The 23,323-nt window shown below is 68.6% G+C and carries 19 protein-coding genes; 8 read left to right on the top strand and 11 right to left on the bottom strand.

Annotated elements, in window-relative coordinates:
- Window positions 1–7: 7 nt before the first annotated feature.
- The 3 genes from ON39_RS45365 to ON39_RS45355 all read right to left on the bottom strand — a co-directional run bounded on the left by ON39_RS45365 (window position 8) and on the right by ON39_RS45355 (window position 4,217).
- Complete coding sequence (locus tag ON39_RS45365) at window positions 8–1,336, bottom strand: nucleobase:cation symporter-2 family protein (RefSeq protein ID WP_051187968.1); 1,329 nt, start codon at window positions 1,334–1,336, stop codon at window positions 8–10.
- On the bottom strand, window positions 1,333–2,742 hold the full coding sequence (locus ON39_RS45360) for a uracil-xanthine permease family protein (protein WP_157195673.1): 1,410 nt from the start codon (window positions 2,740–2,742) through the stop codon (window positions 1,333–1,335). Before ON39_RS45360 ends, ON39_RS45365 begins: the two co-directional genes overlap by 4 nt.
- Before the next feature lie 68 nt (window positions 2,743–2,810).
- On the bottom strand, window positions 2,811–4,217 hold the full coding sequence (locus tag ON39_RS45355; RefSeq protein WP_040743613.1) for an amidohydrolase family protein: 1,407 nt from the start codon (window positions 4,215–4,217) through the stop codon (window positions 2,811–2,813).
- Window positions 4,218–4,651: 434 nt separating this feature from the next.
- On the opposite strand from ON39_RS45355, the gene ON39_RS45350 reads away from it, so the two are divergent.
- Window positions 4,652–5,647 carry an amidohydrolase family protein gene (locus tag ON39_RS45350; protein ID WP_040743612.1) on the top strand — a complete coding sequence of 332 codons (996 nt, stop codon included), beginning with the start codon at window positions 4,652–4,654 and terminating at the stop codon, window positions 5,645–5,647.
- 3 nt (window positions 5,648–5,650) lie between these two features.
- Here ON39_RS45350 and ON39_RS45345 read toward each other — a convergent pair whose 3' ends face one another.
- Together ON39_RS45345 and ON39_RS45340 are read right to left on the bottom strand one after the other, a co-directional pair.
- Window positions 5,651–6,442: a GntR family transcriptional regulator gene (locus tag ON39_RS45345; protein ID WP_051187967.1), complete on the bottom strand. Its 792-nt coding sequence runs from the start codon at window positions 6,440–6,442 to the stop codon at window positions 5,651–5,653.
- A gap of 46 nt (window positions 6,443–6,488) precedes the next feature.
- On the bottom strand, window positions 6,489–7,487 hold the full coding sequence (locus ON39_RS45340) for a LacI family DNA-binding transcriptional regulator (RefSeq protein ID WP_040743610.1): 999 nt from the start codon (window positions 7,485–7,487) through the stop codon (window positions 6,489–6,491).
- A gap of 240 nt (window positions 7,488–7,727) precedes the next feature.
- Between ON39_RS45340 and pucD the strand changes: the two genes are divergently transcribed.
- Complete coding sequence (gene pucD, locus ON39_RS45335) at window positions 7,728–10,037, top strand: xanthine dehydrogenase subunit D (protein ID WP_040743685.1); 2,310 nt, start codon at window positions 7,728–7,730, stop codon at window positions 10,035–10,037.
- Window positions 10,038–10,074: 37 nt separating this feature from the next.
- Here the strand turns inward: pucD and ON39_RS45330 are convergent, their stop codons facing one another.
- From ON39_RS45330 to ON39_RS45320, 3 genes are all read right to left on the bottom strand, one after another.
- A complete protein-coding gene (locus ON39_RS45330) occupies window positions 10,075–11,565 on the bottom strand; it encodes a PucR family transcriptional regulator (RefSeq protein WP_040743684.1) in 1,491 nt (496 codons plus the stop codon).
- Between the two features lie 83 nt (window positions 11,566–11,648).
- Entirely contained in the window at window positions 11,649–12,377 is a 729-nt protein-coding gene (locus tag ON39_RS45325) for a GAF and ANTAR domain-containing protein (RefSeq protein ID WP_051187965.1), read from the bottom strand.
- Window positions 12,378–12,444: 67 nt separating this feature from the next.
- On the bottom strand, window positions 12,445–13,224 hold the full coding sequence (locus ON39_RS45320; protein ID WP_040743608.1) for an ANTAR domain-containing protein: 780 nt from the start codon (window positions 13,222–13,224) through the stop codon (window positions 12,445–12,447).
- A 529-nt stretch (window positions 13,225–13,753) separates the two neighbouring features.
- On the opposite strand from ON39_RS45320, the gene ON39_RS46670 reads away from it, so the two are divergent.
- The 6 genes from ON39_RS46670 (at window position 13,754) to ON39_RS45290 (ending at window position 19,343) form a co-directional block, all read left to right on the top strand.
- A complete protein-coding gene (locus tag ON39_RS46670) occupies window positions 13,754–14,440 on the top strand; it encodes a TetR/AcrR family transcriptional regulator (protein WP_051187964.1) in 687 nt (228 codons plus the stop codon).
- Window positions 14,437–17,055 (top strand): PEP/pyruvate-binding domain-containing protein, encoded by a 2,619-nt coding sequence (locus ON39_RS45310; RefSeq protein WP_040743607.1) that lies wholly within the window; start codon window positions 14,437–14,439, stop codon window positions 17,053–17,055. The genes ON39_RS46670 and ON39_RS45310 overlap by 4 nt, the downstream gene beginning before the upstream one ends.
- Window positions 17,052–17,864, top strand: coding sequence for an alpha/beta hydrolase (locus ON39_RS45305; protein ID WP_083895118.1), 813 nt, complete (start codon window positions 17,052–17,054; stop codon window positions 17,862–17,864). Before ON39_RS45310 ends, ON39_RS45305 begins: the two co-directional genes overlap by 4 nt.
- A 67-nt stretch (window positions 17,865–17,931) precedes the next feature.
- Window positions 17,932–18,357 carry a MarR family winged helix-turn-helix transcriptional regulator gene (locus tag ON39_RS45300; RefSeq protein ID WP_040743605.1) on the top strand — a complete coding sequence of 142 codons (426 nt, stop codon included), beginning with the start codon at window positions 17,932–17,934 and terminating at the stop codon, window positions 18,355–18,357.
- Window positions 18,354–18,779: a hypothetical protein gene (locus ON39_RS46665; protein WP_211336245.1), complete on the top strand. Its 426-nt coding sequence runs from the start codon at window positions 18,354–18,356 to the stop codon at window positions 18,777–18,779. Before ON39_RS45300 ends, ON39_RS46665 begins: the two co-directional genes overlap by 4 nt.
- Before the next feature lie 120 nt (window positions 18,780–18,899).
- On the top strand, window positions 18,900–19,343 hold the full coding sequence (locus ON39_RS45290; RefSeq protein WP_040743603.1) for a PaaI family thioesterase: 444 nt from the start codon (window positions 18,900–18,902) through the stop codon (window positions 19,341–19,343).
- Between the two features lie 357 nt (window positions 19,344–19,700).
- Here ON39_RS45290 and ON39_RS45285 read toward each other — a convergent pair whose 3' ends face one another.
- The 3 genes from ON39_RS45285 to ON39_RS45275 form a co-directional block, all read right to left on the bottom strand.
- Complete coding sequence (locus ON39_RS45285; RefSeq protein WP_040743602.1) at window positions 19,701–20,930, bottom strand: metal-dependent hydrolase family protein; 1,230 nt, start codon at window positions 20,928–20,930, stop codon at window positions 19,701–19,703.
- A gap of 12 nt (window positions 20,931–20,942) precedes the next feature.
- The gene (locus ON39_RS45280) at window positions 20,943–22,049 is read right to left on the bottom strand and encodes a baeRF11 domain-containing protein (protein ID WP_040743600.1); all 1,107 of its coding nucleotides are present in this window, start codon (window positions 22,047–22,049) and stop codon (window positions 20,943–20,945) included.
- Window positions 22,050–22,311: 262 nt separating this feature from the next.
- Complete coding sequence (locus ON39_RS45275; RefSeq protein ID WP_051187962.1) at window positions 22,312–23,241, bottom strand: patatin-like phospholipase family protein; 930 nt, start codon at window positions 23,239–23,241, stop codon at window positions 22,312–22,314.
- Between the last annotated feature and the right edge of the window lie 82 nt (window positions 23,242–23,323).

Here is a 23,323-nt window from a genome sequence, read left to right as displayed (position 1 = left end):
CGAGGCGCTAATCGGGCACCGCGCGCGCGTCGTCGGGGATGCGGCGGCGCGCATGGAAGACGATGTTCAGCACGACCGCCAGGACGGTGCCGGTGGCCACGCCGCTCTTGAAGAACACCTCGGCGAAGGTCGGCAGCTGCTGATAGAAGCGCGGCGCGTACGCGGGAATCACCCCGATGCCCAGCGACAGCATGACGAGCATCGAGTTGCCGGACCGATCGAAATCCACCCGCGACAGGATGCGGATGCCGGATACCGTGAGCGCCCCGAACGTGACCACAGCGGCCGCGCCGATCACCGGCTCGGGAATCGCGGCCGCCACCCGGCCGACGGGCTGAATGATGCCCAGCCCCAACAGGATCAAGCCGACGACGGCGACCGGATAGCGGCTCCGCACCCTGGTCAGGGCGATGAGACCGATGTTCTGACCGAACGTGGTGTAGACGAACCCGTTGAACACGCCGCTCAACGCCGTCATCAGGCCGTCGACGCGCAGCAGCCGCGCGATGTCGTCCGGTCCGACCGGCTTGCCCACCACCTCGCCGACGGCCAGCCCCTGCCCCGCGCCCTCGACCATGAGCACGAAGACGATGACGAGAAACAGCAGGATCGACGGGATATGGAACTGCAGAGCGCCGAAGTGCAGCGGGCGCATCAGGCCCACGATCGGCCCCGCACCGGCGTGCGCGAGACTGCCTATGCCGGTGGACCATCCGACGATCGCGCCGATGACGAGCGCCAAGAGGATGGCGAGCTGCCCGACGAGGCCGCGGAACAGCCGACGGAAGATCACCATCAGCGCCATGGTGAAACCGGCGAGCGCGAGATGGCTGAGCCGCCCGTAACCGGGGTCGCTCGGATCCGACCCCGCGATGAGCCGGACGCCGACCGGGATGAGGGTCAGGCCGATCAGCGTGATGACCGTGCCCGTCACCACGGCCGGAAACAGCGCGAGCAGCTTGCTGAAGTAGGGCGCGACCAGCACCCAGATCACGCCTGCCACCAGGAGCGAGCCGTAAACCGTTGGCAGTCCTTCGTTTTGACCGATCAGCACCATGGGCACGATTCCGCTGGACGCCGCGCCGACCACCAGCGGCATCCGAATGCCGAAGCGCCACAGGCCCAGAGCCTGCAGGAGTGTGCCGACGCCGGCGAGGATGAGATCGGTGCTGACCAGATCGGAGATCTCCGCGTCGGAGAGGCCGAGGGCCGTGCCGACGACGATGGGGACCACGATGACGCCCGCGTACATGACGAGCGCGTGCTGGAGGGCCAGCAGCACCGACTGCGTGAAAGGCAGTCGCTCGTCGACCGCGTCCGATTGTTGTTCTCTCATAACACTTCTCGACTCGTGGGGTGAGCGGCGGCCGAGTCATCGGCGGGCTCGACTGTGGCCGTTGTTTTTTCGGTAGCGCTGTCCACTTGGTCGCGCGGAACTCCGTTGAGCAGCAGGTTCAACAGGAACGCCGCGATACCTCCCGCGGCGATACCGCTGGAGAGCACGGTCTGGAACGGCCCCGGCAACTGTGCGTAGAAGTCCGGATTTCCGACCGGCATGAGCCCGAATCCGAAGGCGATGGCCACGATCAAGTGGTTGCGCGGTTGGCTGAAGTCCGCCGCCATCATGAACTTGATGCCGATCGCGCCCACGGTGCCGAACATGACCACCGCGATCCCCCCGAGCACCGGCCCCGGCAGCGACGCGACCACCGCCCCGAGCTTGGGCATCAGGCCGATGACGACGAGGATCGCCCCGGCGGCGGCCACCACATAGCGGCTCATGACCCGGGTGATGCTGACGAGCCCGACATTGCCGCCGAACGTCACGAAGGTGAAGCTGCTGAACATCCCCGCGAGCGCCGTGCCGACGCCGTCGGCGCGCAGCGCGCGGGCGATATCCGGCGAGCCGACCTCGCGCCCCACGACCACGCCGGTGGCCAGCGTGTCCCCCGTCGACTCCACCATATTGACCACCTGCACCACGAGCATCGGGAGAATCGCGGCGAGGACGAAGGTCGGCGTACCGAACGAAAACGGCCGCACCACATCGAATATCGGCGCCGACGCGGTGGCGGAGAAGTCGGTCAGCCCGAGCGGCCAGGCCACCGCCGTCCCGGCGATGAGCGCGATGAGAATGGCGAAGCGGCCGATGGCCGGGCGCGCGACTCGCTCGAGGACCACCACGAGCACGATGGTGCCGAGGGCGAGCAGCAGCCGTTTGGCCCCGCCGTGCTCGGCCGCGGTCGATGATCCGGCGATCAGGGTCGCCGCCTTCGGCACCAGGGAGAAGCCGATGATCGCGATGGTCGTGCCGGTCACGATGGGCGGGAAGTATCGGGTCAGCTTGGCGAACCAGGGTGCGACCAGCCAGGTGAGCAGGCCGACCACGATGGTCGCGCCGAAGACGGCGGGGAGGCCTGCGGTCGTGCCCACGATGATGGCCGGCGCGATACCGGTGAAGGTGGAGCCCATGACGATGGGCAGCCGCACGCCGACATTGAAGAGGCCGAGGGTCTGTAGCAGCGTGGCCAGGCCGCTGACGAAGACGTTCGCGGTGACCAGCGTGGTGATCTGCGCGGGCGACAGGCCGATGCCCAGGCCGATGACCAGCGGCAGCGTGACCATCCCGGAGTAGGCGACGATCACGTGCTGCAGGGCGAGCGGAATCAGGTGGCGCAGAGGGGGAATCGTGTCGACCGGGTCTCTCGACTCGACGGCGGAACTGCGGGTGAAGAACTTCATGATTACTCCTGGCCCCACCGGCGGTGGGACAGGTCGTCGAGAAATGGGCTGCCGCCCAAGGGATTCGGTCAGCTCGACCAGGGCATGCGCAATGCCGTCATATCCGCGCGGGCGACCAGTCGCTCGGCCCGGAACTGGGCCTGTGCCATCGCCGCTTCCTCGTCCACGAGCAGGCACCGCCCCTTGTCGTAGACGATCTGCCCGCCGACGATCGTGGTCTCCACGTCCGAGCCGCGCGCCGAGTAGACGAGCGAGCTCACCGCGCGGTGCAGCGGGCGAAGGTGGGGGCGGTCGAGATCGACGACGATGATATCGGCGAGCCGGCCCGGCTCGAGCACGCCGGCGTCGATGCCTGCGTACTCCGCGCCCTCGCGGGTGGCGAGGACGAGCGCGTCCTCGGCGTGGGCGGCGGTGGGGTCGAGGGTGGACAGCCGCTGCGCGAAGATCGACAGCTTCATCGCCTCGAACAGGTCCTGCCGATGCCCGCAGCTGGAGCCGTCGCTGCCGAGAGACACTGGGGCGCCGTGGGATCGGAGCTCGCGCAGCCGCATGGTGCCCGACGCGAGATAGGCGTTCGAGGCCGGATTGTGCGCGACGCCCGCGCCCGCGGCGCCGACCTGTTCGATCTCCTGATCGTCGAGCCAGATGGCGTGGGCCAGGGTCGCCCGCTCATCGAGCAGGCCGGCCTCGGCCAGCCACTGCACGGGCCGCAGGCCGTACTCCTCGAGGTAACTGCGCGGGTCGCTGCGGCTCTCGCAGCAATGGGTATGCCACTTGGTGTCGAACTCCGCGGCGAGCTCGGCGCAGCCGCGCACCACGTCCTGATCCACATACGTGAGATTCAAAGGGGCGGGCCATATCTCGACCTTGGAGCCGCGTGGGCGATGCTGGAGGGCCTCGCGGGTGATCGCGAGATCGTCGGCGCTGCGGTAGCGGAACAGGCCCGGCGGCTGGCTGCGTCGCGCCGCGATCGCGGTGCGGTCGCCGAGCACGCCGCGGGCCACCACGCCGCGCAGACCGGCGTCCTCGATGACGTCGGCGACCGCCAGCGTGGTAGCCAAATCGCTTGGGGCGTAATGGTTGTCGATGACGGTCGTGGTGCCCGCGCGCAGCGCCTCGACCGCGCCGAGGCGAGCCGCCGCGACCGCGTCCTCGCGGGTCATCGCGATCGAGTAGGGCCACATGAACTCACACAGCCAGGGCACGATGGACATGCCCTCGCCCAGCCCGCGGGCTAGGGCCTGGTACAGATGGTTGTGGCCGTCGACCAGGCCGGGCAGCACCGCACGGCCGCCGCAGTCGAGGACGGTGTCGGCCCGCCAGTCGGCGAGTTCGGCCGCGGTGCCCACCGCGACGATGCGCGATCCGGAGACCGCGACCGCGCCGGGTAGGTGCACATTACGCGCGTCATCGACGGTGATCACGGTCCCGCCGGTGAGCAGGAGATCGCAGCGTTTGGGGGATGGAGGTGCCATGGCCGCCTCTGCCTTTCCCAGGGCGGCTGAGCCGCCTCGAAATCCGTGGGCGAAGGGAGTTGACTCCCCGCCAGGGCACAGCCCTGGCGATCGCCGAACGGTTTAACCCAGGATCGGGAGGTCACCGGCGGTGCGATCGGTCCGAAAACCGATGCGAATACATGTAAACCCCGCGCGGATGTCGCTGTCAACCCTCGAATTCGACCAGGGATTTTGCGCGGCGCGGCATGGTAACTCAACTGAACTGCGGAAATGTTAAATTCGTTCGATCAATAGTTTACATGCAATCTCGTTGACACACGGGTTGCGTTGTGCTGGACTCGATTCCATCGAGTCGACGTCGGGCCGGCTCGGCGCCGCAGTCAATCCAGCGGCCCGTAGGTGCGGTTTCTCGCGGCCGGGATCTCATCCCGACCTGATCAAGAGGAGCCACGATGATCATCGATACGCACGTCCATCCGACGAACCTCGTCGACGAGGCGTGGCGTCATACCGGTGAACCCTTCACCGGTGAGCGCACTCTCGCCATGATGGACGGCCCGATGTGGATCAACGGCAAGCCGCGCCGGGTCGACATCAGCTGCATCATGCCGCCGCCGGGAAACACGGCCTGGCGTGAAGGCAATCGCAGTGGCCGCGAAGGCATCCGGGATTACCAGGCCTATATCACCTCGCTGGTCCAGCGGTATCCGGACCGTTTCGTCGGAAACTTCATCTACAACCCGCGTTTCGGGCCGGAGAACGGGGCCGCCGAATTGGCGTTCCACGTCCAGGAATACGGCTACAAGATGATGAAACTGCACGCCAATATGCACTCGTACCGCCCGGACCGGGCGCTGGACTGGCTGCGCCCCGCGCTGCGGGTCTGCGACGAGCTCGGCGTGACGGTGCTGATCCACACCGGCGACGGCCCGTACTCCATTCCGACGCAGTTCTACCCGATCATCCGTGAGTTCCCCGGCGTCAATTTCATTCTCGGGCACTTCGGCATCCAGACCGGCGGCGTCTACTGCTTCGAGGCATTCTGGATGATCCAGGATTCCACGAACGTCATCGGCGAATCCGGCTGGCTGCTCCAATCGCGCATCGTGGAGTTCGCGAAGGAGATGAAGAAGAGCAAGATGGTGTTCGGCACCGACTCGCCGCCGAACGAACCCGGAATGTGGGCGCGCGAACTCGAGGTCCTGTGCCACGAGCCGCCGCAGGGGCTGAACCTCTCCGAGGACGATCTCGAGGGCTACCTGGGCAACAATATGGCGAAGCTGCTCGGCCTGGCCCCGACTCCCCCGCCCAAGGACAAGGCCGAGGCGGAGGCATACCTGCGCGGTGAGATCCCGCAGGCCTCGGCCACCAACTCGCACGCCGACCACTACAGCGGCTACACCCCCTCGGCCTGGGCCGAGGAAGCGGCACTGGACACCGCGAAGTAGCCGCTAGTGCGGGGACTCGAGCGGGCGCTCGGGACGATCGGCGCGCCCCTCGGGTCGCCGGGGCGCATCGTCGCCGGCGAGTGAGAAGTCTCGCCGGCGCGGTGCGTCGCCCGACATGCCGTCCCGCGTGGTCGCCTGGGACAGTCGCACGCGCAGCCGCGAGATATGGCGGCGCGCAACGGTTTCGGCGAACTCTGGATCGCCGGCCGCCATCGCGTCGACGATGTGGATGTGCTCGTCCAGCGCCAGCCGGGGCGCGTCCTTGCTGCGCCACAGCGAATGCAGGGCGAGGTGCGAGCGTCCGGCGATCGGTTCCAGCGCGGCGGTGAGATGGGTGTTCGCGGCGATCTCGCGCACGGTGCGATGGAATCGGATGTCCAGCTCGATATGGGCGGCGTTGTCCGCGCCGCCGGCCAGGACGCGTTCGTGCTCGGCCAGGATTTCCCGCAGTGTGGCGAGTCCGTTCTCGTCGAGGCGCTCGGTCGCCAACCGGGCGGCCAGGCCCTCCAGCGATTCGCGCACCACATACAGTTCCCGCAGGTCGGCGATGTCGACCTTGCTCACCTCGGCGCCGCGGCGGCTGACGTGATCGGCCAGACCCTCATAGATCAGCCGCTGCACCGCCTCGCGCACCGGCGTGCGGCTCACATTGAGCTGACGTGCGAGCTCGGGCACGCTCAGCGCGGTGCCCGGCGCCAGCTGATTGCGGAGAATCGCCGCCTTCAGCGCCTCGTAAGTACGGTCGGTGAGCAGTTCGCCGGAGGCGATGCTCTCCAGTACCCACGAGTCGGACATGTCGGCACGCCTCCCTTTCGACAATGCCGACATATTACATGCAACGTTATGGGCACCCGCAGCTGCGTCTCGGGATGAGGGAGACGGCGAGCACCTGGTCCGCCTGTCGACTTCCCTTCTCCCGCACCGTTTGTAAGGCCGTCACCGCCGCCTGGGCGAAGTCGTCGAACGACCGTCCGATGGTCGTCAGCGGCGGCCAGCTGTACGCGGCGGGAGCGGTCGCACCGAAACCCACCACCGCCAGATCCTCCGGCACGCGCAACCCCAGCTCCTGCGCCGCCGCCAGCACATCCAGGGCCAGTCCGTCCGCGGCGGCGAAGACGGCGTCGGGCCGATCCTTCTGCCGCAGCCAGGCTTTCACCTCTTCGCGTGCCGCCGGCCGATCCAGTCCGGTGCGTCGCACGGCCGAGGCGTCGCGGTCGGCCGCCCGCATCGCGTCCGCCCACCCACGGGCCCGGTCGGCCACCGGGCCGGATCGGGAAGTCCCTGTGAGACAACCGATCCGACGGTAGCCGTGCTCGAGCAGATGCTCGGCGGCCGACCGGCCACCGTGCCGGTTGGCGAGGGTCACCGATGGCGCGTCGACGCCGCGTGGCGCCCGATAGTTCAGATAGACCACGGGCACACCGAGATCGGCGGGATGGGTGTGCGGCTCGCCGACCTCCGAGCGCACCAGCAGGACGCCGCCGACCTGCATGCTCGCCAGGGTTCGCGCGTACCGGGCCTCCTGCGCTCGCGAGTAGCCGGAATTGCCGAGCAGCACAAGCGAATCGGCGGCGAAGGCGGCGCGCTCGACGGCGTGGACCAGCTCGGCGAAGAAGGCCTCGCTGCTGTCGGGGACGACGAGGCCGATCGTATTGCTCCGGGTCGACCGCAAGGCTCGGGCAACCAGATTCGGGCGGTAGCCGAGCTCCTCGATGGCCGCCAGCACCCTGGCCCGCGTCGCCTTCGCGACCGGCCGGGGGCCGTCGTTGAGCACATAGCTCACCACGGCCGTCGAGGTGCCCGCCCGCCGTGCGACATCGTCTCGCGTGATTCGCTGCACCTGCGCAGCGTACGTGGTGAAAGTCTATGCAGCGCAATGTCTACACGTGTAGAATCGTCCGAGGTATCCGGTCGGGGATGTGCCGACGGCCCGGTGAACACTGCGACGCGGCGGGAAGGGACCGGCGACCTCGGTCAGTTCCCGGCGTCCGCGAGGCGCCGCACATCCAAGGAGCCAGCACATGCGCAGCGCGCCATTCCGATCCCGACCGTCCGGCACACCGCGGGTCCGGTGGTCACGATGACGACCCTGGTGCGTCCCGCACAGACCAGCGAGGGCAAGGGCGTCGGCGACAGCGCGGTGCGTCCGGATGGATTGCTCAAGGTCACCGGCGAATTCGCGTACTCCTCGGATCTGTGGATGGCGGGCATGGTCTGGGCCACCACGGTGCGCAGTCCGCACGCGGCGGCGCGGATCCGGTCCATCGATGTGCGCGCGGCGCTCGCGGTCGACGGCGTGCACGCGGTCCTCACCCACGAGGACGTGCCCGGCGCGAAGACGTACGGCATGAAGGTCGCCGACCAGCCGGTGCTCGCGTTCGATGAGGTTCGATACCAAGGAGAACCGGTGGCGCTGGTGGCCGCCGACCACCCCGTGACCGCGCGGCGCGCGGCCGAACTCGTGCGGGTCGACTATGAGCTGATGGAGCCGGTCACCGATGCCGAGCGTGCCCTCGATCCGCACACGCGCTCCATTCACGAGGGGCCGAACCTGGTGCGCCACGTCAAGATTCGGCACGGCGACATGGCCGCGGCGCGGGCGCTGGCCGAGGTCGTGGTCACCGGCGACTACGAGGTCGGCATGCAGGATCAGGCCTTCCTCGGCCCCGAATCGGGTCTCGCCGTGCCCGCCGAGGACGGCGGGGTCGAGCTGTATGTCTCCTCGCAGTGGCTGCACAAGGATCTCGAACAGATCGCGCCCTGCCTGGCGCTCCCGCCGGACAAGGTCCGGCTGACGATGGCGGGGGTCGGCGGCGCTTTCGGTGGGCGCGAAGACCTTTCGGTGCACGTGCACGCCTGCATGCTGGCGCTGCGCCTCGGCAAGCCCGTGAAGATGGTGTACAACCGCTACGAGTCCTTCTTCGGGCACGTCCATCGGCATCCCGCGAAGATGCGCTACGAGCACGGCGCCACCCGCGACGGCAAGCTCGTCTATGTCAAGGCACGGCTGGTGCTCGACGGCGGGGCTTACACCTCGACGTCGCCGGTCGTGATCGCGAACGCGTCGTACTTCGTGGCCGGGGCATACGCGGTCGAGCACGCGGAGATCGACGGATTGGCCGTCTACAGCAACAATCCGCCGTGCGGGGCGATGCGTGGTTTCGGCGCGGTGCAGTCGGCGTACGGCTGTGAGTCCAATATGGACAAGCTCGCCCGCGTGCTCGGGATGGACCCGCTCGAGCTGCGGCGAAAGAACGCGATGACCACGGGAACCGTCTTGCCCACGGGCCAACCGGTCGACGGGCCCGCCCCTGTTCGGGAACTGCTCGACGCGCTCCGCGACAGGCCGCTGCCCGAAACGGAGTCGAGCGGTGACGTGCGCACGCTGCCCGGCGGGGTAGGCAACACCACGCATGGCGAAGGCATTCGCCGCGGCATCGGCTATGCGGTGGGCGTCAAGGCAATCGGGTACTCCGGCGGCGTCGACGATATCTCCACCGCCCGGGTGATCCTCTCCGTGACGGCCGGCAAACCGGTGTTGTCGATCCACACGGCCGCGGCGGAGTGCGGGCAGGGGATAACGACGGTGCAGTCGCAGATCGCGACCACCGAACTCGGTGTCACCCGCGTGGTCGTGCTGCCCGCCGACACCAGGATCGGCGACGCGGGCTCCGCCTCGGCGTCCAGGATGACCTGGATGTCGAGTGGGGCCGTGCAAGGCGCCTGCCGGCAGCTCACACGCGAGCTGCTGCGCCGGGCCGAGGCGGCGACCGGTCGCAATGCCGCGGCCCTCGCGCTTCGGGACAACGCCATCGTCGATATCGTGCACGGCGAACCGGTGGCCTCGATCGCCGAGATCGTCGGCTCGGACACCCTCGAGCGCGTCTACGAGTATCACCACCGGCCGACCGAGGGGATCGACCCCGAACGCGGACAAGGCAACGCGCACATCGCCTTCGCGTTCTGCGCGCACCGCGCCGTGGTGGACGTGGACGTCGAGCTCGGGCTGGTGCGCGTCGTCGAGCTGGCCGTGGCCCAGGATGTGGGCAAGGCGATGAATCCGCTGGCCGTCGAGGGGCAGATCGAGGGCGGCAGCGCACAGGGCCTCGGGTTGGCGCTGATGGAGGAGATTCTGGTGGATCGTGAAGGGCGGGTGCGCAATCCGTCGTTCACCGACTACCTGATCCCGACCATCGCCGACGTGCCGCCGATGCCGATCTCGCTGTTCGAGTTCGCGCATCCGGACTCACCGTATGGACTCAACGGTGTGGGCGAGCCGCCCACGCTGTCGTCCACTCCCGCCATCGTGAACGCGTTGCGCAATGCCACCGGACTGGATCTGCCACGAATTCCCGTGCGCCCTGAAGACATTGCGCTGAATTTGGGCTGAGGGGTGTGGGCGGCGGCGAGTTGTCTTTCGCCGCCGCCTATCTCAGCGCGAGGGCGAGGACGAAGTTGGCGCGGTCCTCGAGGCGGGAGAGGTCACGGCCGGTCAGTTCCTCGATGCGCTGGATGCGGTTGCGCAGGGTGCCGACGTGGATATGCAGCAGTTCGGCGCATCGGGTCCAGGCGCCGGACACCTCGAGGAATTTCTCGAGGGTGTGCACGAGGTCGGTGCGGTTCAATCGGTCGTAGGCGCGCAGCGGGTGCAGCAGGCGGACCTGGAAGAGCAGGCGTACGTCGTCGGGCACGCTGGCCAGCAGGAGCGTTCGGGCGGTCAAATCCTCATGGGCGACAACGCTGTTCGGCCCGGTCACGGCTGATCGACACGCGACGCGGGCTTGCTCGACCGCGATCCGCAGGTCCGCTTGCTCGACGGCGGCACTGACACCGACTGCTAGTCGGCTACCGTGCAGACCGGGTGTCAGTGTCGCGACGGTGCGCCGAATGTTGCCGACGGGGTCGGCGTCGGCGGGTAGCAGGGCGATCGCTTCGCTATCCACCGATCCGACCGCACATGGTGTGCCGTGCAGGATCTCGCGTAGTAGACCGCGTAATTCCCTCGGGCGCAACGCGTCCAAGTCGATGGTCGCTGCCACCGCGAGGTAGGAATCGGCGGTTCCGAGGCCGGTCAGATCAAGCCGCACAGCGGTTTCCGATCCGCGTGCTCCGCCAGCGATCTGCTCGACGAGTTCCCGCGCGAGCCGTACCTCGACCCGCCGCTCATCGTCCGGACGGGCCCGTTCCAGCGACACGACGGCGGCCAGATCGGCGACGATAGCGCGCCGCTCCTCCGGCCACTCGGCGCGATCGCCCTCGAAGATCAGCAGCCAATCCGCCGCCCGGGCGAAACGAGGCCCGTCGACCGCGAACACGGTGTACGGCACGGCATCACGCAGGACCACGGGCAGGTTCCTGGCGCGAAGAAAGGTGTCGAGCGCGGCGGCGGGCGGCGTTCCCGAGCCGGCCACGAGCCGACCGGTCGACGTCATCACCCAGCAGCGCAGGCCGAAGTCGCGCTCGAGCAAGGCCAGCACCGAGCCGAGTCCGCCGTCGGCCACCAGTTCGCGGTTCCGATGCAGCGCCGCGCTCAGGTCCGCGGCGCGGCCGATGGCGAACCCGCGATTGATGTGCTCGGTCACCACCGAGAAACTCACGTTGACAGGCACGGTGAACAGCGGCATGCGATGGCGTCGGCAGGCCTCGACGACGTCCTGCGGCACTCCCCCGTAACGAGCCTGGCCCGCAACCACTCCCGCCACCCCCGCGCCGGCCAGCGCCGACACGAACGCCTCGCTGTCGGCGGCGCCGTGCCGCCAATGCAACCCCGTGAGCACCAGCTCTCCCCCGGACAGGTAGCGACCGGGATCGAGCAGGTCCGTGGTGATCACCCAGCGCACGAAGCGATCCTGGTTCTCCGCGCCGCACAGGAGCTCGAAGCCCAGTTCGGCGATGGTGAGCAGGGAACGCAATCGCACCGTTTCACGGTAGCCGAAATACGCTGCGACGTAGCCGGATACGGCACGAACCGGCTCGGGCAATGCCCATCGCAGGTTGCGGCTCAGTTGTTCTCGTAATCCCGTCGTTTGGGCACCGTCCGGTCGTGGTCGGCCAGGATGGCGGCGGTGTCGGCGGTCCCGTCGATCACGGCACGGGCCAGGTCGAGCATGCGGATGGTGTGCGCGCGGGCATAGGCGCGCAGGAACTCGAACGCGGAGTCCATCTCGAGACCGCCGCGTTCGGCGAGCACCCCCTTGGCCTGTTCTATGACCGTCCGGCTGTTCAGCGCGCCCTGCAGTTGCGCGGCCACCGACACCGAGTCCGCCAGGACGCGGGCGTGCAGGATGCCGATCGTCGTCGCGTCGGCCAGCGCCTGGGCCACAGCGGTGTCGGTGGCCGAGAGCCGGTCGGGGCCCGCGGCGGCGAACAGGTTGAGCGCGCCGATGCGCTCCTGACGTAGCCGCATCGGCAGCGCGTACACCGAGGTCCAGCCCTCGGCGCGGGCGCGGTCGGTGAAGTTGGGCCAGCGACGGCGCTGCTCGTCGAGATCGGGCACCAGCACCTGATGACCTTCGGCGTAGGCGGCCAAGCACGGCCCGGCCGCCGACTGGATCTGGAACAGCTCCAGCAGCCGGGTCTCCTCGCTGGTCGAGGCCAGCACCTGCAGTCGGCCGGCGTGATCGGCCAGCATCACCCCGGCGGCGCCGACCGGCAGCACCTCCACCACGACCTCGACCAGTTCCTGGGCCAACTCCACCGGGTCGTAGTCGGCGACCAGCGAATCCGCCATCCGGACGAAGCCGCGATCAGTACCTGTTCCCGGCTCTTCATCGGCACACGCTCCATATCCTCGATCGTCAGGACCCCAGCCAATCTCGATCACCGGATTCGTTCGGCGCGAAGCGGATTCGGCGCGTGACGATATCGGCGGCGAACTTCGCGATCGGCTGCCCCGCGCTGAGCGCACGCGCGACCAACTGGGCGTGCGCGGTGGCGAGATCGACCTGGAGTTGCGCGGCCACCATACCGGTGGCCTGATGGATCTCGCGGGTGGATTCGGCGACCGTCCACCAAGGACCCAGCCCGCGGCCGTTGCTCTCGTACGTCTCCACGCCCGTGGCCGATTCCGGCGAGTCCTCGCGCACCGACGTCAGCAGCAGCACCGTGACCAGGTCGGCCACGTGCACCGCCGCGGCGAACCCGTGCGCGTCCAGCGCCGTGGGCGCGGTGGTGTAAAAGTCCAGGGTGCCGACGCGGATCGCCCCCCGGCGCAGCGGGAAGGAGAACACCGCACCGCTGCGCTCGCCGGATCCGGCCGCCGCCAGCAGCGGCCACCGCCCTGCCGCCAGCGCGGCGCCGAGATCGGGCACCAGCACCGGCGCGTCGGTCAGATATGCCTGCGGACCCGGTCCCTCGCACGCGACGACCTGCACCTGCGCGAAGCCGGCCGCGATGTCGTCCGAGGCGCCCAGCATCTCCCAGACCTGCTCGCCGGTGCACGCCATCACGGCCGCCCGGTCCACCGGCAGCAACTGCGTACACAGCGCGCACACCTGGTTCGCCCCGCGCGGCACGGCGGCTACCTCCTGACGCACCGCCGCCATGAATCGCGCTGTGAGAGCGTCGGTTTCGCTCATCGCGGACCTGCCGCGCCGGCGACTAGCCGACCGCCACAACCCACCGCCGCGGACCGGCCACGCAATCGTTCAGTACACATCCATTCGAACTCGATCGAGATCATGACCATCACCGCCCACCGAACACGTTCGGCGTGTGCGGCCCGCACCCGAGTACGCGGTGTCCGCAACCGGATTCCCATCGCGCGGTTCGAGCATCTGCCATGCCGCCGAACTCGAGGAAACAACGATCCGACCGGGGGCCGGGGCCGGCATCGCTGTCAGGAGGGTGGATCCCGCATCAACACGGGTCCACGTCACATCGAGTCTATTCGCCCGGCAGACCGGAGAGAAGGGCGGGTACAACCTCTCTGGATGCGGGTTCGTCGAGGCCCGCTTTGATCGCCGACTTCCTGGCGGCTTTCGGAACGCCCGGAGTTCGCCTCGGGCGCATTCCTTCTGGCCGTACCACCGCTCCGTTGACGCCGGCGCGCTAAGCGTCTACGCTCGCGTTTGACAGATTCACAAACTTTGTCAGAGAGTCAAGGCAGTGGTAGACGAGCTGGAACGCACGCAGGGGATCCTCGATACGGCGGCGGCGCTGTTGCTGCGATCGGGGTACGACAAACTCACCATGGGTGAGGTGGCCGAGAGGGTGGCGCTGCACCGGGGCCTGGTCTATCTGCGGTTCAAGTCGAAGGACGAGCTGGTCGAGGCCGTCGTACGGCGGGAGCTGGAGCGGTACTCGGCGCGGTGGCGTGAGTGTCTGCTGGCCGACCCGCAGGGCGGCAGCGTGGCCAGCGTCTACCGCGCGATGGCCGGGGCACTGCAACAGTTGCCGCTCGCGGCGGCGATCGTCGCCCGCGACAAGGAGATCTTCGGCAAGTATCTGCGTCGGCCCCGCAACGTGTTCGAGAGCCTGGAAACCGTCGGCACCCAGCCGTTTCTGGACGCGATGCAACGGGTAGGAGCGGTCAGAGCCGCAGTCGACACCCGAGCAGTGGCTTTCGTGCTCGACGCCTTGACACCCGCACTGCGACAAACCTTCCCACATGCCGGCGCCACACCGCCGACCCCGTCGACCGAGCAGGTGATCGACGCCCTGGCGGAGCTACTGGAGCTCGGATTGACGCCGAGTTCCGGCGCCGATCTCGAGGCCGGAAAATCCGTCATGCTCGACACACTGGCCGCGGCACAGACCGACTTCGCCGAACGCACCGAAACAGAGGGTCGATGAGTACCGTTGCCTCCCAAACCGATTCCTACACCCTCCCCCTCGCCGATCCGGCCGCGACACTCGAGGTCGCCGGCGGCAAGGGCAGTTCCCTGGCCCGGCTGGCCGCGGCCGAATTGCCGGTACCGCCCGGCTTCCACGTGACCACCGCCGCCTACCGACGCTTCGTCGCGGCCGACGGCTTGCACGACCGGATCGTCGCACTGGCCGCCGACGCGGTGGCCGACCGCCCCGAGACGTGGTCGGCCGCCGCCGACGCGATCACCGAACTCTTTGCCGCCCAGCCTGTTCCGGAAGATATCGCGCGACAGATCGCCGCCGCGTACGAGCGGCTGGGCGGGGTGGAGGTCGCGGTCCGGTCCTCGGCGACGGCCGAGGATCTGCCCGGCATGTCCTTCGCCGGTCAGCAGGAGACCTACCTCAACATTCACGGTTTGCCCGAGGTGCTCGACGCCGTGCGGCGCTGCTGGGCATCGCTGTGGACCGATCGGGCCATCGGATACCGTGCGCGCCACCAGGTCTCGTCCGAAGAAGTGGCCTTGGCGGTCGTCGTGCAGGAGCTCGTCTTCGCCGACGCGGCCGGTGTCGCGTTCACCGCCGACCCGGTGACCGGCGCGCGGGACCGCGTGCTGATCAATGCCGCGTGGGGGCTGGGCGAGGCGATCGTCAGCGGTCAGGTCACCCCGGACACGGTGGTGGTGGGCAAGTCCGACGGCGCGGTGCTGCGGCAGGACATCAGCGACAAGAAGACCATGACGGTGCGGACCGCGACCGGCACCCGAGAGGAGCCGGTCCCGGAAAACCGCCGCCTCGAACCGGTGCTGCGCCCCGCGGAGGCCACCGAACTCGCCCGCCTCGCGACCCGCATCGAGGACCACTACGGCGGGCCGATGGACATCGAATGGGCGCTGCGCGACCACCGGTTCTTCATCGTGCAAGCCCGTCCCATCACCGCCCTCCCGGAGCCGCAGCCGCAGCCGCGGTGGGAATTGCCGGACCCCCGTGGAAAATACGTGCGGGGCAGCGTGATGGAGCTACTGCCCGAACCGTTGTCGCCGCTGTTCGCGACGCTCGCGATTCCGGCGTGGGAGCGCGCGACCAGCGCGCACTACCACGAGATTCACCTGCCCTACTTCGACGACCCGATGGCGGTCATCAACGGCTACGGCTACTACAACACCAACTACACCGGCCTGCTCGCGCTGCGAATGGCGTTGGCGCAGCCCCGATTCCTCGCCCGCACACTGCCCCGCCATCTGCGCACCGCCCCGCAGCGGTGGCGCTCGGCGCACGAAAGCTACCGCGCCGCCGCCGATCACTGGCAGACCATCGATCCCGCCACCGTCGCCGCCGGGCGTCTACTCGCCGGTGCGCGCGAGATCGTCGACGCGGCGGCCGATTACTATCTGGCGATTCAGGGCGGCGCGCTGCCCGCCGCCTACATGAGCGAAGCACTGTTCACCAAGGCCTACAACCTCGTGCGCCGCGGCGACGATCCCCCGGCCACGGCATTCCTGCTCGGCTATCCGAGCAAACCGATCCAGGCCGAGCAAGCGCTGTACGACCTGGCGCGGTGGGCGCGCTCCCAGCCCGGACTAGCCGAGCGCTTGACCGAACTTCCGCCCGCCCGCCGCGCCGACGTCCTCACCGAGGATCACCCCGAAGACCAAGTCTGGGAACAATTCCGCGCACGGTTCCGCGCGCACCTCCAGACCTACGGCGACATGGTCTACGACCTCGACTTCGCCAAACCCCTTCCGGCGGAGCATCCCGCGACCCTGCTCCAGACGCTGCTCTACTTCCTCACCGACGAGGCCGCGGATCCCCATGTGCGCCAACGCGTCGCGGCCGACAACCGTGCCGAGGCGGTCCGCGTCTTGCGAAGCAAGCGCCGCGGTCTCCGGCGTTCGCTCGCGCTACGGCTCATGGGCTGGGCGCAGTCGGCGGCTCCGCTGCGGGAGAACGCCCTGGCCGACGTCGGTCTCGGCTGGCCGGCGGTTCGACAACTGTTCGGCGAGTTGGGTCGCCGGTTGACCGCCGCCGAGGTCATCGCCGACGCCGGCGATGTGTACTGGTTGCGCCTGCCGGAGCTGGAGGCTGCCGCAGCGGCACTGGATGCCGAAGCGCCGCCGGTGGATTCGCGTGCCTCGGTCGCTCGACGCCGCGCCGAGTGGCAGGCCCAGCGGGCGATGAAGCCACCGCACATGCTGCCCGAGAAGGCGAAGGTGCTCGGCATCGACTTCAGCAAGGAGGGCGGACGCCACCGCCCGGACGACCCCACCGCCGTCATCGCGGGCACGCCCGGCAGCCCGGGGCAGGTGACCGGCCCCGCTCGGATCATCCACGGCCCGAGCGAGTTCGACCGCATGCGGCCGGGCGACGTGCTGGTGGCGCCGATGACCACCCCGGCGTGGACGCCGCTGTTCGCCCTCGCTTCGGCGATCGTCACCGATGTCGGTGGCGCGTTGAGCCACAGCTCGATCGTCGCCCGCGAGTTCCACATCCCCGCCGTCCTCGGCACCGGCGCGGCCACCGAGCGCCTGCACGACGGTCAGCAGATCACCGTCGACGGTGACAACGGCACCGTGGCCGTGCACGACCAGAAGGATCCGAGATGACCCACGCCGTAGCAGAACTCGTTCCCCTGTCACCGGACGCACCGGACCCGCAGCGAGATCCGACACCCTACGGTCAGTTGACCGTCATCCCCGAGTTGCAGGGACGCCGGAACTTCGCGGTGATCCGCAATGTCGCACAACCGGCGCTGACGGTCCATCGCCCCGCGCCGGGCCGGGCCACCGGCACCGCCGTAATCATCTGTCCGGGAGGCAGTTTCGTCACCCTCACCGAGACCGGGACCGAGATCGCGGAACGACTGGCCCAAGAGGGCATCACGGCCTTCGTGCTGCGATATCGCCTGCTCCCCACCCCGATCCCCGACGAGGAGTTCCTGCGGGACTGGGGCGGGCACAGCATCGACGCGATCAAAGCCCACTCCCACGTACCGATTCCCGATGTCCGGCAGGCCATTCGGGTGGTCCGCGCCCGCGCCGCCGCAGAGGGGCTCGACCCGCACCGGATCGGCGTCCTCGGTTTCTCGGCGGGCGGCCTGCTCGCCCTGGCCGCCGCCACCGATCCCGACGCGGCCGCGCGGCCCGATTTCGCCGCGCCGATCTATCCCGCCATCTGGCACGGCTACCGCGTCCCATCTGGCGCGCCGCCTCTGTTCCTCTGCTTCGCCGCCGACGACGAGCAGGTGGTCGGCCAAAACCTTGCCTTACAACAGGTTTGGCGTAACGCCGGCCGCCCGGTGGAGATGCACGTCTACGAGCGCGGCGGCCACGGCTTCGCCGAGGGCCCGCAGGGGTTGCCGTGCGACACCTGGCTCGACCGCTACCTCGACTGGATCCACTCCCACGGATTCTGACCAACGACCGTTCGACGCCTGCATTGTGACCCTATCCATGTAGTACGGATTCGGATAACCTATATCCGTGAAGTACGAATCCGTAGTAGCTGAGCCACTGCTGCTGACCCTGCAGCGAGCCACTCACGCGACCCTGCAAGAGCTGGCCGCGCAGATGGTCGACCTGGATGTGACAGACTCCGAGGCCAATGCGCTGGCCAATCTCGCCGAGGGCGACGGCCGCACGGTCTCGGAGCTGGGCGCGGCCATCGGCATCCGCCCCACCACGCTCACCGGGGTGCTCGACCGTTTGGAGCGCAAAGACCTCATCACGCGGGGAACCCGCCGAGGCGACCGGCGTGCCGTGCTGATCGAGCTCACCCCTGCGGGGACGGCGGCCGCCAAGGCGGTCCGGCAGGCGATGGTCGAACTGGAAGGCCGTCTGCTGGAGGGTCTTTCGGCGCGGGCCATCGCGGACACACGACGGGTGCTGAAAGCGCTGGCGAAGTCATGACGGCGTTCGACGACCTGGTAGCCGAGGTGCCGGCCGAACGGTTCGGCCACCGCGAGCACGTGCACGTCACCTGGCTGGCCCTGCGGCGGTTCGGAATTCACCAGACCATCGCACTGGTCGACGACGGTCTGCGAAGCACGGCCCGCTACGCCGGCGTGCCCCAGAAGTACAACTCCACCGTCAGCCGAGCCTGGGTCCACCTGGTCGCCCACCACCTCCGGCACACACCCGCCGACGATTTCGCCGACTTCATCGACCGCAACCCCGAGCTGCTCGACAAACGCCTACTGATCCGCTTCTACCAACCCTCCACCTTGGCCAGCACCGCCGCCCGCACCGGCTGGGTCGCCCCGGACCGAGCCCCCTTCCCCACCCACCTGACCCGTGCAGGGCGACCTCCCGAGGCCGAGACGAACCGTTGAGCCTGCCGCAGCGCCTGCCAAATGCTGGGAGTCCGCGCACACTGGCACGGCTTACGCGTCGATGGGTGCTGTGCCGGATCGGCAGGGTTCCGAGCCACCGGCCCGGTTTAGGATGCGCGCATGACGGTCATCGAGGACGGCGCGTTGAGCCGCGAGCAGGACCAGCGGTTGCGCGAGAGCATCGGGCGACAGACCCTGCTCACCACGATGGGGATCACGGTGGCCGACCTGGGCCCGGGGCGGGTGACGCTCCAGCTGCCGTTCCGTGCGGACCTCTGCCAGCAGAACGGGTTCGTCCACGCGGGCGCCATCACGACCTTGGCCGACTCGGCGTGCGGCTACGCGGCGATGTCCATGCAGCCGCCCGATCGCGACATCCTCACCGTCGAGTTCAAGGTGAACCTCATGAGCCCGGCCGTGGGTGCGTTTTTTCGCGCGACGGCGACGGTGGTTCGCGCCGGACGGACGCTCACGATTTGCACCGCGGAGGTCGTGTCCGACAAGGACGAGTCGCGGCCGATCGCTCTCATGCAGGCGACGTTGATGGCGATGCCCTCGGCATAGGCGGGAAACGTTCTAACCGGGATCTACACCCGCACGTCCGACCCGCTGGCGCGCCCTTCCGCATCCGCCCACGGCCAATCTGTACCGCAATCCCGACAGTGGAACCGGGTGTCGCCGTGGTCGTGGACGATGCCTACGGCGACCGAACCGCAGTCCGGGCATTCACTCGGTGGACCGAAAAGCGTGTCGAAATCGAGCACTGCGGAAAATGTCATTGTCCCGAGTTTCCTATGCGGGGGCGCTACGGCCCGGTTCCATAAGTCCTCTATGAATGACTCGCTACCCTCGACCCTACTCACCGATCGATAGCCGGGCAATAGCTGGAGGGTGCGTGCCGCTCTAGTTCGGACAGGCAGGTCAGGGGCGTTTGTAGACAACGCCTTCCTTCATCACGAAGTCGACCCGACCGGTCAGCGCTATATCGGCGAAGGGGTCGCCAGGCATGGCGATGATGTCGGCGATTTTGCCAGGGGCGAGGACGCCGAGATCGTCGAGGGCGAGCAGCTCGGCGGCGACGCTGGTCGCGGCCTTCAGGGCGCGTACGGGGCTGATGCCGGTGGACACCATCGTGGGGAATTCGCGCCAGTTCTCCCCGTGCGGGAACATGCCGGCATCGGTGCCGAAGGCGAGCTTGATCTCGGCGGCGGCGACGTGTTCGGCACAGTCAAGCAACGCTTTTCGGTGAAAGCGGAACTTGCGCCGTTTGAACGCGGGCTTGTCCGCCCAGTAGGCGTCGTCGTCGACCCGGCGCGCGTCGTCGAGGATGGTGAACTGGGTGGGCACCAGGTAGACGCCGTGGTCGATCATGAGCCGCAAGGCCTCCGCGGTGGCCAGGTTGCCGTGTTCGATGCTGCGCACCCCGGCCCGCACGGCGCGCCGGACCCCTTCGTCGCCGTAACAGTGCGGCGTGGCGGGCACCCCCAGATCACGGGCGGTGGCGACGAGCACGTCCATCTCTTCCTGGGAGTAGGTGGTCTGTGCCGGGTCGTCGGAGGGACTGGAGAAGCCTCCGGTCGCGCCGAACTTGATCCAGTCCGCCCCGGCGCGGACCTCCGTGCGCACCCGCGATCGGATCTCCGCGCACCCGTCGGCGGCCGCGAGCTCCAGCAGCCGGGGATCACCTTGGAACTCGTCGGCCAATACCGCGCTGAAGTCGCCGTGCCCACCGCGCGCCGAGATCAGATGTGGCGCGACGAGCATGCGCGGCCCCGCGATCAGTCCGGCCGCGACCGCGTCGCGCAGGTCGACGGTGTTGTATAACCGATCGGCCGTCATCAAGTCGCGCACCGTCGTGAAACCGTTGAGCAGCAACGTCTTCAGGACCGGAATGGTCGCCAGCGCGGTCGCGGTGGCCGAGCGCATGATGGCCGGAGTCAGGGCAGGGGTGATGGTGACGTGGGTGTGACAGTCCATGAATCCCGGGGTGACCGTGTGACCGGTGAGGTCGATCACCGCGGCGCCGTCGGGCACCGGAATCGCCTCGGCGATTCGGCTGATCCGAGCACCCTCGACGAGGATGTCGCGGACACCGATCGCATTGTCCGCGAGTCCGTCCCACACCGTCGCGCCGGCCAGAACCGTCACCATCGGGTTGTCCGGTCAGGCGGCGTAGCGCAAAATGGCCGCCGCCGTGGTGGTTTCGGGCATGTCGTCGGCGCGCACCGCGAAAACCTTTCCACCATGGAGCAATACGCGGCGCGCGATCTCGTCGAGAATGCCCGGCGTCTCGGTGCCGGGGTCCGCCTCCCTCGTGATCGCGCCGTCCTCCGGCGCGAGGGTGCCGGGTATCGCCGCGTCGACATCGACCAGCACCGTATCGATCTGGCCGAACGTGGCGGCGCGAGCGATGTCGGCGGTATCGGTGAGGGCGCGCGACTCGGAGCGGCGCGCGTCGAAAAGCGCGGCGAAGTCGCGTATTTCGGACTCGTAGTGCCGGTCGAGGATCTCCCGTGCCCGGGTCCCGAGCTCGTCGTCGGTCAACGTCTCCGGGTTGCCGGAGATGGACTCGTCGAGCAGTGCGTGATAACTGTTCTCCGCACGGAACAGGGAGTCGGTCGGCTCGGCGGCGGCGAGAATCATCGGCACGTCGCGGCCCGCCAGCACCGCGCGCAACTCCTGGTCGATGGCGCGGGCATACTGCCGCACCCGCAGTTTGCGCCCCTCGCCGCCCTGGATGCGGCGCTTGGGCGCACGATCGCTCAGCGACGCCTTGTTCGCGTAATCCGCTGCACTGGTGGGCAATCCGGGCACCCGAACCTCGTGGGCGGCGGAGTCCGCGGTCATCTCGATCAGTCGTACCGCACCTTCGGACAGCGCCAGGATGAACGCGGTCTGCGGGAAGGTGATCGCGCGCAAGAGCGGTTTGATCAGGAACCGGTCGCCGACGGCGACCGCCGCGCCGAGGCGGTTGGGCAGGCGAAATGTCCGCAGCCGAGTCGGGGTCGCCAGCACCACGAGCGTTCGGGATTGGAACCGCCAGAAGTCGTCGTCCTCGAGCAGATCGTCGAACGCCTGCTCGAGCTCGTTGTCGGCCGGTCCGCTGACGTGGGTGAGTGCGTCTCGTGCCTGGTTGCGGAAGGCAATTCGACTCTGCTCCGGATCGGCGACATCGTCTTCGGTGGGTGTGTAGATCGACACGCACACGTCGTCCGTGACGGCGGCCAGGGCCTGAATCTCACTGCGGGTGGGAATGTCGGTGTGCAGCATCGATGCTCCTCCGTCGCATTCGTTCTCACACATCAATGGGTGAACCGGGCTCCGTGGCGTCCGGATCCGCCCAAACGACAGCGCACCACCGGTCGGCGCTGACGTCGGGCTCAGCAACCACAGGTTCAGAGCCTAGGCAGCCCGGTCGAAGCCTGTCCACCAAGGATGATCGCGCTACGAGCTGCGAAAATACGTCCTTGAACGGGCGACGCGGCGCAGTGGGCCGCACGCTTCGGCGATAATCGCAACCAAATAGCAACCATCACGGCCGCTCGGCGGAGTCGTCGCCGGGCTCCTCATCGGCTACCGGATCTCGGCCGGTATCGGCGACCGCGTCCAATGCCGTGGCGGCGAGGGCGCGGCCGACGGCGATCATCTCCTCGGCGCGATGGAAATCCATTGTGCCGCAAACATTCAGCGGAACACCGATGACGAGGTCCGGCGGGTGGGCGGCCAGGTGCGTGCGGGTCAGCGCGGCCAGCATCAGGTCGATGGCGCGCTGCGCGACATCGAGGGCGCCGACACCGGCGAGGGGGTGCGGTTCGGTGTCCGGGCGGGCGTGGCGGCGCGCGGGTGTTCGCAACCAGTGGCCGAGCCGGTTGGTACGCGCCGGCATGCGGTCGTAGGCGGGGTCCGGGGCGGCGGAGAGATCGACGCCGATGGTCAGATCGCCCGGGCCGAGGGCCATGGTGGCCACGACGGGGAGCGGGTCCAGGACGCCGCCGTCCACCAGGACGTGGCCGTCGACGAGCACGGGCGTGATGAACCCAGGGATGGCGATCGAGGCACGGATGGCGGAGTCCAGGTCGCCGCTCTGGAACCAGACCGAGCGGCCGGCGGTGAGATCGGTGGCGACGGCGACATAGGGTATCGCCAGGTCCTCGATGCGCAGGGTGCCGAGCAGGTCGCGGAGGTGACCGAGCACCTTGGCGGCACGGATCACGCCCGGCTCGGCGAGCGCGGGATCGAGCAGGCGCACGACCTCGAACTGCCCGAGAGTCGTTGCCCAACTGGTGAATTCGTCCAGTCGCCCGGCCGCGAGCAAGCCGCCGACCAGGGCGCCCATCGACGAGCCCGCCACTCCGACGACCTCGTAGCCGCGCTCTCGCAGTTCGGCGAGCACGCCGATGTGGGCGTAGCCGCGCGCGCCGCCGCTCCCGAGAGCCAGTTTGACGCGCTTGTGTGTCGGCATATCGGCCTCCTGCGACTGTCCGGACCCGACGGGTTCGCTACACCCGAGGTGGATTCTCGCAACGACACCGCCGATTCCGGGG

Origin of the sequence: Nocardia tenerifensis NBRC 101015, from assembly GCF_000308715.1 — a bacterium.
GTDB lineage: Bacteria > Actinomycetota > Actinomycetes > Mycobacteriales > Mycobacteriaceae > Nocardia > Nocardia tenerifensis.
This window is presented reverse-complemented; position numbering and strand designations above follow the sequence as displayed.